Raw genomic sequence first — 12,453 nt, 5'->3', positions numbered from 1 at the left:
GGAGAAGACTCTTTCTCCTAATCGTCATCCCGTGCCACGACACGGGATCTGCCAATTAGTAAATCAATATGAATCTTAACAATGCATACGTTTATATACTATCAAACAAAAATAGAACAGTCTTATACATTGGTATAACAAATGATTTAGAGAGAAGAATGGCTGAACACAAAAGTGGAACTGGTTCAGCTTTTACCAAGAAGTATAATATTTCTGAACTTTTATATTATGAAGTATTTGATAAGATTATAGACGCTATAAAAAGAGAAAAGCAATTAAAAGAATGGAAACGAGAGTGGAAGTTTGAGCTAATTAAAACAATGAACTCCGAGTTGCTAGATTTAGCAGTTGACTGGTCATTTGAAATAACGGAGAAGTAGCGACATGAGATCCCGTGTCGTGGCACGGGATGACAGCTTAGTAAGAGTGTTGAGATTAAAGGAGCAAACCGTTAAGAAAATCTATTTCTTCCCTTCTGTATTTTTTAAATACTCTGCTTCCGTAATAGTAACATCATTTTTAAAATAATACACTGCTCCGAAACTCGTTTCTTTCCTTACGTATTTATCACCTGTATTACCTTTTACAACTATGCGTGTAGTCACTTTCGCATTTCCTTCTTTACTCACTTCTTCAGTTACACCTTGCGGATATTTTTTTGCCAATTCGTTAGTGTATTGAGAGCGTTTTTCTGTCTCCATCAACGCATCTAATTCTTTCAGTTTATTTCCGGGTGTCTCCTCTTTTGGTTTTAATGATCCCGCATTCAAATATGCTGTTTTAGCCAATTCGTAATTTTTCGCTTTTACACAAGAATCTCCTTTCGCCAATGCGCTCTCATATTTTGCTTGAAGTGCTTTTAGTTCGGCTTCCTTCGCCAATCTTTCTTTTTCTGCTAAGTCTGCAGCTGCTTTTTCTGCATCCGCTTTTGCTTTCGCAATGGCATCCGCTTTTTCTTTTTCTTTTGCTAAACGTTCAGCTTCCGCTTTATCCGCAGCCGCTTTTTCAGCTAATGCTTTTTCTTTCGCCAATCGATCTTTTTCAGCTTGTTCGGCTGCTAATTTCGCAGCTTGATCAGCCGCAGCTTTATCTTGTTCCGCTTTTACTTTGGCAAGTGCATCTGCTTTTTCTTTTTCCATTGCTAATCGCTCTGCTTCCACTTTATCCGCAGCGGCTTTATCCGCCAATGCTTTTTCTTTAGCTAATCGGTCTTTTTCAGCTTGCTCAGCGGCTAACTTCGCAGCTTGTTCAGCCGCAGCTTTGTCTTGTTCCGCTTTTGCCTTGGCAAGAGCATCTGCTTTTTCTTTTTCCTTTGCTAAACGTTCCGCTTCAGCGGCATCGGCCGTTGCTTTTGCAGCAGCGGCTTTTTCTTTCGCAATGCGGTCTTTTTCAGCTTGCTCAGCAGCTAATTTCGCAGCTTGTTCAGCCGCAGCTTTGTCTTGTTCCGCTTTTGCTTTCGCAAGTGCATCTGCTTTTTCTTTTTCCTTCGCTAAACGTTCCGCTTCAGCGGCATCGGCCGTTGCTTTTGCAGCAGCGGCTTTTTCTTTCGCAATGCGGTCTTTTTCAGCTTGTTCAGCAGCCAATTTAGCGGTTTGTTCAGCAGCAAGTGCTTTGTCTTTCTCCGCCTTTTCTTTGGCGGCAGCTTCCGCAAGTGCTTTGTCTTTTGCAGCTTTTTCCTTGGCTGCAGCAGCTGCTAATTCTTTTTCTTTTGCTAAACGTTCTTTCTCGGCAGCATCTGCTTTTCCTTTTGCTTCTGCATCCGCAATCAATTTGTCAATTTCTGTCAGTTTGTTTTTAGGGTATTGCTCGCTTGGCTTTGCTGCAATCGCTTCGTTATAGGAAGATTTTGCGAGTTCGTAGTTTTTGGATAAAACAGCGGCATCGCCTTTCGCAATCGCGTTTTTATAATTCGTTTCAATGGTTGACGACTGTGTCCCAACTAATTTTGCAACTTTTGTTAAACTCTCGGATAAGGATTGCTCTAAAATCGCATCCGAGTCCATCTTTTTTTCTTCTGAATTATAGTAATAGCTTAACAATGGCTTATTCAGTATTGCATTCAATTTAGAAATGCTCGCTTGGTCTGCTGGAAGTTCAAATAATTCAGCAACCGGTTTTGATAAGCTCTTGAATTTTTTGGCTTCATCACCGTCTAGCCCCATCGTGGAATAGATGATCTGAAATTCAGTGAATCCTACTTTTGTAATGGAGATGTCGTATTCTTCGTTTGGAGGGAAGTTGTAGCTGAAGGCTCCTGCTGAATTGGTGACAAAGGCTTTTTCGGTCCCCGCACTGTTAATAATCACTACATCCGCTCCAGAAAGTGGTTTACCATTGTGTGTAACGGTACCTTCAATTCTTGCCTGCGCCTGTATGGCTTGATGAACAAATAAAGAGGAAAGGAAACAAAAAAGGAAGAGATATGTTCTATAATTCGGAGCAATTGTCATATACGAATACTATTGTTTATATACCAGACGTTGAAGTTAACGAATGGTGGCTTTTATTTATTCCCTAAAGATACCTTTTTTGCATAAATTAACAAAATGACAACCTGTCATAGAAAACAAATTGGCAAATCGTTTGTCTATGTAGAAATACAATTTTATCTTTAGGGTTCAATTGAAAGTAATTCATTAATCAATCAAATAAATAATAAAAAGATGGCATTAGAAATCACAGACGCTAACTTTGAGGAGTTAGTAGCAAAATCAACAAAACCGGTATTATTAGACTTTTGGGCAGAATGGTGTGGACCATGCCGTATGGTAGGACCTGTAGTTGAAGAATTATCAAAAGACTACGCTGATACAGCAGTAGTTGGTAAAGTAAATGTAGATAATAACGCAAACATTTCTGCAATGTTTGGTATCCGCAATATCCCTACTATCCTTTTCTTTAAAGGTGGTGAAGTTGTTGACAAACAAGTTGGAGCAGTTCCAAAATCAGTTTTGGATGCGAAGTTGAAAGCTTTGCTTTAGTTCTAAGTTAATACGTTTAGATAGTTTTAAAGTTAACAGTAGGTAATAAGCCTACTGTTTTACTTTAAGCGTAATTTAACCTTCAAACTTTTAAACCTTCCAATCTCTTAACTTTTCACTTTGAACTCAATAGACCAACAACCCATCCGTCCGTTTACCCAACTGGAGCTCATTGCGAAACAGGTGGTGGAAGGTTTTATTACAGGGTTGCATAAAAGTCCATTTCATGGTTTTAGTGTTGAGTTTGCCGAACATCGTTTATACAATAAAGGTGAGTCCACCAAACATATCGATTGGAAATTATATGGTCGGACGGATAAACTGTTTATTAAACGTTACGAAGAAGAAACCAATTTACGTTGTCAACTAATCATTGATGATTCATCTTCCATGTATTTTCCTCTTCCCGATGGAAAAGAGGTGAAGCAAAACAAAATTACTTTTTCTGTGTATTGTGCTTCTGCGATGATTGAATTGTTGAAACGACAGCGTGATGCTGTTGGGTTAAGCGTTTTCTCGGAAACGGTAGAAGTACATACTCCTGCAAAATCCAGCTCTTTGCACCATAAGATGTTGTATCACGAATTGGAGAAAAGAATCCAGCCGCATGATGTTCATATTCATAAAAAAACATCTGCAATAAATGCATTGCATGAAATAGCGGAAGGGATTCACAAACGCTCCTTAGTAATGATTTTTAGTGATATGATGGATTCGAAAGCAAATTCCGATGAATTGTTTTCTGCACTTCAACATTTAAAACACAAAAAGCATGAAGTCATTTTATTTCATGTGGTGGATAAAAAGAAAGAAATGGAATTTGATTTTGATAATCGTCCGTATCGTTTTGTGGATATGGAAACCGGTGAAGAAATTAAATTACATCCCAACGAAATTAAAGACTCCTACCTAAGTCAAATGGCGGAATACAAAAAGGAATTGATGCTGAAATGCGGTCAATACAAAATCGATTTTGTAGAAGCCGACATTAACTTGGGCTTTGATCAAGTGCTCATGCCGTATTTGTTGAAGCGTACACGAATGATGTAGTGAAGATTAATCGAATAAATCGATATCTCCATCATCAAACGCATGAAATACCAATAATGGCACTTGTATGTGATGCGCTAAATTGGTAGCCACCCCTCTGTTAAATAAAGGTCCATGTAACAACCGATCCACTGTGGAAACAGCAAGCAACTCTACTGCATTTTTAGAGACAAATTCATTCAAAGCTGTGTTAATATCCTCTTCGCCTTCAATCAAATGAAAGTTCATTTTCTCATAACGAACTTCTTTCTTAATTCCACTCATAAAATTACTGAGTAAATCTTCTTCAAAACGAGGCTTGATGTCTTCATTCGCGATGTGCACCACTTCCAATGAAGCATTAAAAGGTTTCGCTATTTCGGCTATAAACTGAACTGAAAATTTGTCGCTATCGTGATAATCACTCGCGAAAGCGATGGTTGTATATTCTTTAAATTTAAAATCAGTAGGAATGGCCATAACCGGACAAATAGCGGTGTCAATAATTTTTAATGCATTGCTTCCAATAAAAACCGATTTTAATCCTGTAGCCCCTTTCGTTCCCATAATAATAAAATCAATGGCATAATCATCAATCAAATCATTGAGTTCATCAGTAAGATTGCTTTCTAAAAAAATGGATTCGCATTTCAATCCGGGTTCAGATTTGGAAACAGCTTCCTTCCAATTGTTTAGAAGCTGCTTCATATCCGCAGGCGTCCCGATGATATCTTCATGATTAATTACTTTTAATGAATCTTTCAATGCTTCCATCATGGAAGGATGAAAGGCATGCAGTAAAATTATTTTCATGTTTAGCTTTTTGGCTAAAGGGATGGCATAATCCAAGGCATTTTTTGAATTATCTGAAAAATCAACTGGTACAAGGATTGTTTTCATGAATTTTTTTTAGACGATTATAAAAAATAAGCAGGCATGGATTGGTGATTGTCCGGTAGTGTGAGCAATGGAACATGCGTATGAAATGCAATCTCTTTGCTGATGCTTTTGTGAAATAAACGTTCTAATAGGTTGTGACGATGTGGAATGGTGACAATCATTTCAGCTTTTTTCTCCTTTACGAATTCATTTATTCCATCAATTAAATTTTCATTCTCTGAACAATGGTAGATGTGATTGGTTTCATTCAGCTTGTTTTCTAATCGTAATCCTGCACCTGCTTCATCAGCAGAAATTACATCTTTATTGCTTTTTACATTCAGCACAAATAATTTTGAATCAAACTTTTTTACGAGTTCTTTTAACGGTTCAATGGTATTGTAATCCGTTTTTGAGCTGTAATCGCATGCAAACACAATTCTTTTTGGCACCCTGAATTTAGTATGCTCAGGGATAATGAGTGTCGGGATTTTTGCTTTTCGCAAGGTTGCTGTGGCAATACTTCCCAAAACTATTTCACTCAATTTTCCGGCACCTTTCATGCCCATTACAATGAGATTGGCATTTTTTTCTTCTTCAGCGATTTCTTCTACAGCCATTCCCATTACCGCTTTATAGGTGATTTCCACTTTGGAATGCCCTTTTAAATGAGAAGCCAGTTTTTTTAAGGTTCGCTCATTGTCTTTCTGCATTTCCTCATCTGTTAAAACAATAATCGGAGATTCGGTGATGGGAACAGGAACATGATAAACGTGCAACAGTAGAATTTTTGCATTGATTTCTTTCGCAAGATTTACCGCATATTCAGCTGCGTTGGTGGCAGCATCTGAAAAATCAGTTGGAACAAGAATTGTTTTCATGGGAAGAATGTTTTTTACTTTTTGATTATCTCATTTCATTATACTCTTCAAAGTCTTCTGGCGTAGCATTGTCAACCGGATGATTCATTTCTTCTCCTTTTTTATTTTGTTCCGCCAACGTCCAATCATCAGTAGAAGTGGTTTGCAACCATGCATTCGCAGATTTTCTAAAAACCTGAATGTTCACACCCAAATTTTCTCTGAAATGTTGTTCAAAGGTGCTTACTTTTTGATGCCCATTTAAGCTGATATGTCCAGGAGTATGAATGTGTCGTATTTTACTCAATGCCTGTTGCGTATCATTAATTAGGTTTTCTTTCGTGAAAACCGCTTTCCCGGTGGGGTCGTACTCAAAAAATTCAAGTTTTAGAAAAGGAAAGTGCTTATTAAATTCAGTTTGAATTTCGGACAACTTGATGCTGTCATCTATACGTATTTCCATAATTGAATATCATTATTGTTTGTAGCAAAGATGGTGCATCGTACCAAAAAATGATATGGTGAATATCATTAATGGATATGATACAAGTCATTTAATTGCCTTTTATCTAGGCAACATTATTTTGCAAACGCAATAATGTGACCATCGGGGTCGGAGCAGTAGGCAACAACATCTCCCCATTCTCTTGGTTAGGCTTTACTAATTTCACGGGCTCCAAAACGGATGGCATTTTCCTGCGCTTCTTCAGGATTTTCTACAATTAGATAGAGTTCGCAACGTGGAATACCATTTCCTCGTTTAGGATGTGGTGTGGTGGGACAAATAATCTTTGCGATTCCATTTTCCGGCATGATTCCCAGTTTCATAGAATTATTTAGCATAAACTCCGTCATACCCGGCACATTTAAAACCGGTTCACAATTCAAAATCTTCTGATAGAATTGTGAACTGATACTTTGGTCTGAAACATATAAAATAATAATCGGAAGTTTTTTCATACTGAATTGGAGATTTCGATGAGCGAAAGTAACTTCTCTTTCATTTTCTTAACAACAAACCATGTTATTGAGCTGTATTTTTATTAAATGTAATCGTTTCAATAACTGAATCAATCGTCTTTTCTTGCTCTGAAATGAAACTGTCTGGTAAAGATAAAAGTGGTATATGGGATTGTAACACCAATTCTTTTGTAACACTTTTTTTTGCTAAAAATAATCGTTTTAATAATGCCGGTTTAGAATGCGACATGGCCAACCAATCCGCTTGCACCGAATCGCAGTAATCATTGATTCCTCCAACAATATCATCTGAATGGATTAAGCGTAAATATAATTTATCGTAATCAAGCGCCTCAAATATTTCTGTTCTGAATTGTTCAAAGATGTTTTTTTCAAACTCATCCGTAATTGTATGATTGCTGATATGCAATACAATAATTTCAGCATTAAATTCTCTTGCAAAATCTACCAAATAGCTGAGTCCTGGTATTTCTCCATCTTTGAATTCCGTTGCAAACACTATTTTTTTTATTTCTTTGATCGGGTGTTTGGGGGGAACCGACAAAATCGGAACATTCGTTTTTTTGATAATTTCCCAGGTATGACTGTTTTCGAAAAATGAGATGAAGCCTTTTGTTTCATGAGTTCCGGTAATAATCAAATCAGGCTTGCTTCTTTCTGTTTCTTTTGAAATTTCTTTTCCAATTGCACCTTCCAAAACAAGACATTCCCATTTTACCTCATTTAGTTTGATATCAATATCATGCATTATTTTTTCACAATGCAATTTTAATTTTTGTAATTCGTGTTTACGGATTCGTTCGGTTTCCTTTACGTATGCGTTAGCTTCTGAAGGTAAGCTGAATGGTAAATCATAGACGTGAATAATGGTGAGTAAAGAATTGGTTTCTTTGGCAAATTCAAATGCATAGTGTTCTGCACTTATTACTTGCTCCGAATAATCGGTAGCTAAAAATATAGACGATTGTTGTGTCATTCGATTTTGTAATAAGGATGTAATACTAAATTAATGTGGTAATAAGCTCAAAACGGGAACTCTAGAATGGTTCACGATTTGTTTTGCAAATACTCCTAAGAATCTTCCATTGATTCGTGATTCATGGTCATTTAAAACGATAATTAAATCGGCTTTGATCTTTTTCGAGTGTTTCAAGGCTGCTTCCGCTAAATTATCGCCTTTTGTGATTTTTGTTTCATAAGGAAGCCCCGCTTTTTCAATATTTTTCTCAATGGCTTCTAGTTTAATTTTGAATTTTTTCGGATCAACATCGCCCTCTTTATCCAATAATCCGAGGATGTAAATCTTCGCAGCATATTTTTTAGCCAAAGAAATGGTAGCATCTACCTTTTGTCTGGATTTAAATGCATCATCAATGGGTAGCAAAATTTTTGTAAATCCTAATTTCTTAGCATGTGTTTGAACACTGATAACCGGACAGGTAGATAAGGTAACGATTTTATGTGTGTTGCTTCCAACAAAAAACTCATTAAACCCGCTGGCACCATGTGTTCCCATTACTAGTATGTCAATTTTTTTCTTTTTTATGAAGGTTGCTACTTCGGTCACTAGTTTTCCGGTGATGCAGGTCGTATTGACTTTAATCGCATATTCTTTTTTTAATTTATCAGCCAAACGCTTGAGTTGGTCATTCGCAATTCGTTCAATTTCAGTGATGTCGCGAATGATAATGGCAGGGTTATAAATGCTGAAAGCGGATTCTGACAGTTCAATAGCATGCATCAAATACAGCTCTGCTTTGTATATACGCGCCATAAATGCAGCATGTTCAACAGCCAGTAGACCCGTTTTAGAAAAGTCTGTAGGGATAAGAATCCGTTTGATAGTAAGTGCGTCCATTGTTTTTTATTTTTTGTAGTATACTGGATCACCTTGAATCGGTGCAATGTCTAATTTAAATCGTTCAACTATTTTCTGTTCGTCTTTTGTTACCGGAGGAAATGCCTTTGCAACCTTTTCAATTACTTTGATGAAGGTTTCTTTCATTTCAGGGCTTAAATAATGACTGTTGAGCTTTATTTCTTTTATCGCCCAGTTATAGGCGGTTTCTGAACTAATAAATTTATCTTTTTGTAAAATCTGAAAAATAATGTCAGAGACATCAAAATCGTAGTCTTTGCAACGTAACTCAGCCGCAACGATATCGTGAAATTTCTTTGCTTCTTCTTTCTGAATGGCTCCATCTGCTTTTGCTATCGCATAAGCAAGTTCCCCAATCGCATTGTGAAGGTTCTGTTCTGGTGTCATCATTTTACGTTTATTAATTTATTCTACAAAGTTCAGATGAAATGAACCTGAATCCACTGAGTCGGGTCAGAGTCGAATATGACATTCGTCATATTTTGTCATTGGTGAAGATTTTACATTTGTTTTCGCCAAAATCCGTAACTTAGTATGCAAACTGAGAAGATAAATAAAATGCAAGAGAAAGAAGGCATAGAAGCACTTTTTTTATACGCTACCGAGGGTATTATTGTAGCGAATGATAAAGGTGAGATTACGCGTTGTAACCCAAGTGCTGAGTCGCTTTTTGGGTATGAAAAAGACGAGCTGATTGGCAAAAAAATAGAAGTGCTGGTACCCAGGAGTTTAACCTCCAAACACGAAGCACACCGAGATAAATACAGTGAAAAGCCTCATGCACGGTCTATGGGAGCGGATATGCAGTTGTTTGGTTTAAAAAAAGATGGGTCGGAATTTCCGATTCAGATTAGTTTAAGTCCGTATACATCCACCGAAGGTCGTTTTGTTATCGCTTTTATTATTGATATAACCGCCAGAAGACAAGCAGAAGATAAACTTAAAAACTATTCGGTTGAACTTGAAAAACAAGTAAAAAGCAGAACCTTGATTTTAGAGGAAGCCATCCATGAGTTAGAAAAAACAAAAAAGGATTTGCATTCAGCCCTCGAAAAGGAAAGGGAGTTGAACGAATTAAAATCTCGTTTTGTGGCGATGGCTTCTCATGAATTTAGAACACCTTTAACTACAATGATGTCTTCGTTGTCGCTTGTTACCAAATATGGCGAACAAAACGATAAAGAGAATCAGATAAAGCATGTTTCTAAAATAAAAAACTCCATCAATAATCTTACGGATATTCTCAATGATTTTCTTTCGCTTAGCAAGCTGGAGGAAGGCAAGGTAGACAATATGCCGGAAGAAACCAATTTGCGACAGTTTTTGGATGAAATTGTTTCGGAAATGAAAGTGATGGCATTAGATGGTCAAGTGATCACACTTGCGCATGATGGAAATGAACTCGTTTCGGTAGATCGCAAATTGTTGAAAAATGTGATGTTTAATTTGATTTCCAATGCGATTAAATTTTCACCCTCAGGAGGTGAAATTGCTATTAAATCCATTGTCGATTCTGCTACCATTGCTATTTCTGTTCAGGATTCCGGAATAGGAATTTCCAAAGAAGATCAAAAACATTTGTTCGAACGTTTTTTTAGAGGGCATAATGCAACCCATATACAAGGTACAGGTCTTGGGTTAAGTATTGTCGCCAGATACGCTCAATTAATGAACGGTTCAGTCGCCATAGAGAGTGAAGAAAATAAAGGGACCATCTTTACAATAAAATTATTTTACGAAAACAATTAAATAGTATGGAAAAGAAAAAAATTCTTTTGATAGAGGACAATAACGATGTTCGTGAAAACACAGCCGAAATTCTTACCCTGGCGAAATACAATGTGATTACCGCTAAAAATGGAAAAGAAGGAGTAGAGCTGGCACAAAAGGAAAAGCCTGATTTAATTATTTGTGATATTATGATGCCTGTTTTGGATGGGCATGGCGCATTGCACATGTTGTCGAAAAACGAAGAAACAGCTAGTATCCCATTCATTTTTTTAACAGCAAAAGCGGAACGCAGCGATTTTAGAAAAGGAATGGAAATGGGTGCAGATGATTATTTAACAAAACCTTTTGACGATGTGGAGTTAATGAATGCCATTGAAAGCCGTTTGAGAAAAAATGAAATTCTGAAAAAGGAGTTTTCTAAAAATATTGAAGGAATCAATGAGTTTATGAATGAAGCGAAAGGCATTGATTCTCTAAAAAAACTCTCGGAAGCTAGAGATGTAAGGATTTATAAAAAGAAGGATGAGATTTACAAAGAAGGAAATTATCCGAAAGGCGTTTATTTTGTGAATAAAGGAAAAGTGAAAACCTACCAAACAAACGAGTTTGGGAAAGAACTCATCACTGAATTGCATAAAGAAGGCGAGTTTTTTGGTTACTTATCACTTCTGCAGGATGAGAAATATTCGGGATCCGCATCTGCTTTGGAAGATTCGGAAGTGTACATGATTCCAAAAGAAGATTTTTTTGCATTGATTTATAAGAATGCTGAAGTATCGCGCAGGTTCATTGAAATTTTATCAAATAATTTACGTGAAAACGAAAAGCAACTGGTGAAATTGGCTTACAATTCTGTAAGAAAACGTGTGGCGGAAGCATTGGTTAAATTATCCGATAAATACAAAAAAGAAGGGGAGCAAGTGTTTAGTATGAATGTGTCTCGTGAAGATTTGGCAAACTTAGTAGGTACTGCAACCGAAACAGTAATCCGTACTTTGAGCGATTTTAAAGAAGAAAAATACATCGAAGTATCAGGAGGTAAGATCACAATCCTGAATTACGATCGACTTGCCAATATGAGAAATTAGTGATCGTTGGGTTCGATGTGAATCAAAATATCCGCTATTTCAGGAAATTCTGACTTTAAATGATCTTTTAATACATGTGAGATCGCATGTCCTTCTTTTACCGAAATACTTCCATCAACAGTTAAGTGGATGTCAATGAAGAACTTCATACCTATTTTTCTGACATAACATTTTTCGATATCGATTACTCCGGCAACTTTCTGAGAGGCCAGTTTGATATCGTTCCGTATATCATCGTATTGATGTTCATCCATTATTTCTCCCAATGCCGGTCGGAAAATTAAATAACTATTGTAATAGATAAATCCGGAAGCGAGCAATGCCGCCCAATCATCTGCAGATTCATATCCTTTACCAAGTAGCAATGCAACTAGAATCCCAACAAAGGCAGCCAATGAGGTAATCGCATCGCTCCGGTGATGCCATGCATCGGCTTTTAAGGAGGAGCTTTTGGTTTCCTTACTTTTTTGAATCACAAAACGATACGAAATTTCTTTCCAGATGATGATGACGCCCAATACAATTAACGTGTATGCTTTAGGTGGGTCATGTGGCGTTTGAATATTTAAAATACTATCATGTGCAATGATGCTGGCGGAGGTAATTAAGAATACAACCACTAAAAAGGTAATCAAGGGTTCAATTCGTCCATGTCCATAGGGATGATTCTCGTCTGCCGGTCGACTCGAATATTTGATACCGAATAATACCAAAATAGAAGAGAAAATGTCGGTTGTTGATTCAATTGCATCAGCAATAAGGGCGTAGGAGTTCCCAAAATAGCCGGTAAGCCATTTAATAATGGCCAACAAGGTATTTCCAACAATGCTGAAATACGTTGTTTTTATTGCTTTTGCTTCATTCGACATCAACTCGCTCATTTATTGCCGTAAATATACACATTAAACAGGTGAATTTCGGATGCTGACGATAATCATATCCGAATCTGACGGCTCTCATTTAGTTTAAAATCGTGTTCATCTAATTTTGTCTCGTAATGATAACTGATAAATTATAAACATTTA

13 protein-coding genes and 1 pseudogene are annotated in these 12,453 nt (G+C 36.9%); 5 read left to right on the top strand and 9 right to left on the bottom strand.

The features are described 5' to 3' along the window. The first annotated feature begins 68 nt into the window (after window positions 1–68). Window positions 69–380, top strand: a complete 312-nt coding sequence (locus IPP64_08950) for a GIY-YIG nuclease family protein (protein MBL0329525.1) — start codon at window positions 69–71, stop codon at window positions 378–380. 81 nt (window positions 381–461) lie between these two features. Here IPP64_08950 and IPP64_08945 read toward each other — a convergent pair whose 3' ends face one another. After that, window positions 462–2,450: a carboxypeptidase regulatory-like domain-containing protein gene (locus IPP64_08945; GenBank protein MBL0329524.1), complete on the bottom strand. Its 1,989-nt coding sequence runs from the start codon at window positions 2,448–2,450 to the stop codon at window positions 462–464. 213 nt (window positions 2,451–2,663) lie between these two features. Between IPP64_08945 and trxA the strand changes: the two genes are divergently transcribed. Both trxA and IPP64_08935 read left to right on the top strand, forming a co-directional pair. Continuing rightward, window positions 2,664–2,981, top strand: coding sequence for a thioredoxin (gene trxA, locus IPP64_08940; protein ID MBL0329523.1), 318 nt, complete (start codon window positions 2,664–2,666; stop codon window positions 2,979–2,981). A gap of 120 nt (window positions 2,982–3,101) precedes the next feature. Beyond that, entirely contained in the window at window positions 3,102–4,031 is a 930-nt protein-coding gene (locus IPP64_08935) for a DUF58 domain-containing protein (GenBank protein MBL0329522.1), read from the top strand. Between the two features lie 6 nt (window positions 4,032–4,037). Here the strand turns inward: IPP64_08935 and IPP64_08930 are convergent, their stop codons facing one another. The 7 genes and pseudogenes from IPP64_08930 to IPP64_08900 form a co-directional block, all read right to left on the bottom strand. Continuing rightward, the gene (locus IPP64_08930) at window positions 4,038–4,910 is read right to left on the bottom strand and encodes a universal stress protein (protein ID MBL0329521.1); all 873 of its coding nucleotides are present in this window, start codon (window positions 4,908–4,910) and stop codon (window positions 4,038–4,040) included. A 17-nt stretch (window positions 4,911–4,927) separates the two neighbouring features. Continuing rightward, a complete protein-coding gene (locus IPP64_08925) occupies window positions 4,928–5,770 on the bottom strand; it encodes a universal stress protein (protein MBL0329520.1) in 843 nt (280 codons plus the stop codon). Window positions 5,771–5,795: 25 nt separating this feature from the next. Beyond that, window positions 5,796–6,212: a hypothetical protein gene (locus IPP64_08920; protein ID MBL0329519.1), complete on the bottom strand. Its 417-nt coding sequence runs from the start codon at window positions 6,210–6,212 to the stop codon at window positions 5,796–5,798. A 116-nt stretch (window positions 6,213–6,328) separates the two neighbouring features. Further along, window positions 6,329–6,709, bottom strand: a pseudogene (locus tag IPP64_08915) (lactoylglutathione lyase). Window positions 6,710–6,773: 64 nt separating this feature from the next. Beyond that, the gene (locus IPP64_08910; protein MBL0329518.1) at window positions 6,774–7,706 is read right to left on the bottom strand and encodes a universal stress protein; all 933 of its coding nucleotides are present in this window, start codon (window positions 7,704–7,706) and stop codon (window positions 6,774–6,776) included. 30 nt (window positions 7,707–7,736) lie between these two features. After that, window positions 7,737–8,588 carry a universal stress protein gene (locus IPP64_08905; GenBank protein MBL0329517.1) on the bottom strand — a complete coding sequence of 284 codons (852 nt, stop codon included), beginning with the start codon at window positions 8,586–8,588 and terminating at the stop codon, window positions 7,737–7,739. Window positions 8,589–8,594: 6 nt separating this feature from the next. After that, complete coding sequence (locus IPP64_08900; GenBank protein ID MBL0329516.1) at window positions 8,595–8,999, bottom strand: hypothetical protein; 405 nt, start codon at window positions 8,997–8,999, stop codon at window positions 8,595–8,597. Between the two features lie 144 nt (window positions 9,000–9,143). Here IPP64_08900 and IPP64_08895 point away from each other — a divergent pair, with 144 nt between their 5' ends. Further along, a complete protein-coding gene (locus tag IPP64_08895) occupies window positions 9,144–10,358 on the top strand; it encodes a PAS domain S-box protein (protein MBL0329515.1) in 1,215 nt (404 codons plus the stop codon). Between the two features lie 5 nt (window positions 10,359–10,363). Continuing rightward, entirely contained in the window at window positions 10,364–11,428 is a 1,065-nt protein-coding gene (locus IPP64_08890; GenBank protein ID MBL0329514.1) for a response regulator, read from the top strand. Here the strand turns inward: IPP64_08890 and IPP64_08885 are convergent. Next, window positions 11,425–12,297 (bottom strand): cation transporter, encoded by an 873-nt coding sequence (locus IPP64_08885; protein MBL0329513.1) that lies wholly within the window; start codon window positions 12,295–12,297, stop codon window positions 11,425–11,427. The genes IPP64_08890 and IPP64_08885 overlap by 4 nt on opposite strands. Between the last annotated feature and the right edge of the window lie 156 nt (window positions 12,298–12,453).

The organism is Bacteroidota bacterium (assembly GCA_016722565.1).
Taxonomy (GTDB): domain Bacteria; phylum Bacteroidota; class Bacteroidia; order 2-12-FULL-35-15; family 2-12-FULL-35-15; genus 2-12-FULL-35-15.
Note: the sequence above shows the minus strand (reverse complement) of the source record. Positions and strands in the feature narration are given on the sequence as shown.

What these genes read in the sequence shown, in the direction of transcription:
- IPP64_08945 (MBL0329524.1), bottom strand. Translation starts at nt 2,450, where the DNA reads ATGACAATTGCTCCGAATTATAGAACATATCTCTTCCTTTTTTGTTTC.
- IPP64_08950 (MBL0329525.1), top strand. Translation starts at nt 69, where the DNA reads ATGAATCTTAACAATGCATACGTTTATATACTATCAAACAAAAATAGA.
- IPP64_08905 (MBL0329517.1), bottom strand. Translation starts at nt 8,588, where the DNA reads ATGGACGCACTTACTATCAAACGGATTCTTATCCCTACAGACTTTTCT.
- IPP64_08890 (MBL0329514.1), top strand. Translation starts at nt 10,364, where the DNA reads ATGGAAAAGAAAAAAATTCTTTTGATAGAGGACAATAACGATGTTCGT.
- IPP64_08930 (MBL0329521.1), bottom strand. Translation starts at nt 4,910, where the DNA reads ATGAAAACAATCCTTGTACCAGTTGATTTTTCAGATAATTCAAAAAAT.
- IPP64_08895 (MBL0329515.1), top strand. Translation starts at nt 9,144, where the DNA reads ATGCAAACTGAGAAGATAAATAAAATGCAAGAGAAAGAAGGCATAGAA.
- IPP64_08910 (MBL0329518.1), bottom strand. Translation starts at nt 7,706, where the DNA reads ATGACACAACAATCGTCTATATTTTTAGCTACCGATTATTCGGAGCAA.
- IPP64_08920 (MBL0329519.1), bottom strand. Translation starts at nt 6,212, where the DNA reads ATGGAAATACGTATAGATGACAGCATCAAGTTGTCCGAAATTCAAACT.
- trxA (MBL0329523.1), top strand. Translation starts at nt 2,664, where the DNA reads ATGGCATTAGAAATCACAGACGCTAACTTTGAGGAGTTAGTAGCAAAA.
- IPP64_08885 (MBL0329513.1), bottom strand. Translation starts at nt 12,297, where the DNA reads ATGTCGAATGAAGCAAAAGCAATAAAAACAACGTATTTCAGCATTGTT.
- IPP64_08900 (MBL0329516.1), bottom strand. Translation starts at nt 8,999, where the DNA reads ATGATGACACCAGAACAGAACCTTCACAATGCGATTGGGGAACTTGCT.
- IPP64_08925 (MBL0329520.1), bottom strand. Translation starts at nt 5,770, where the DNA reads ATGAAAACAATTCTTGTTCCAACTGATTTTTCAGATGCTGCCACCAAC.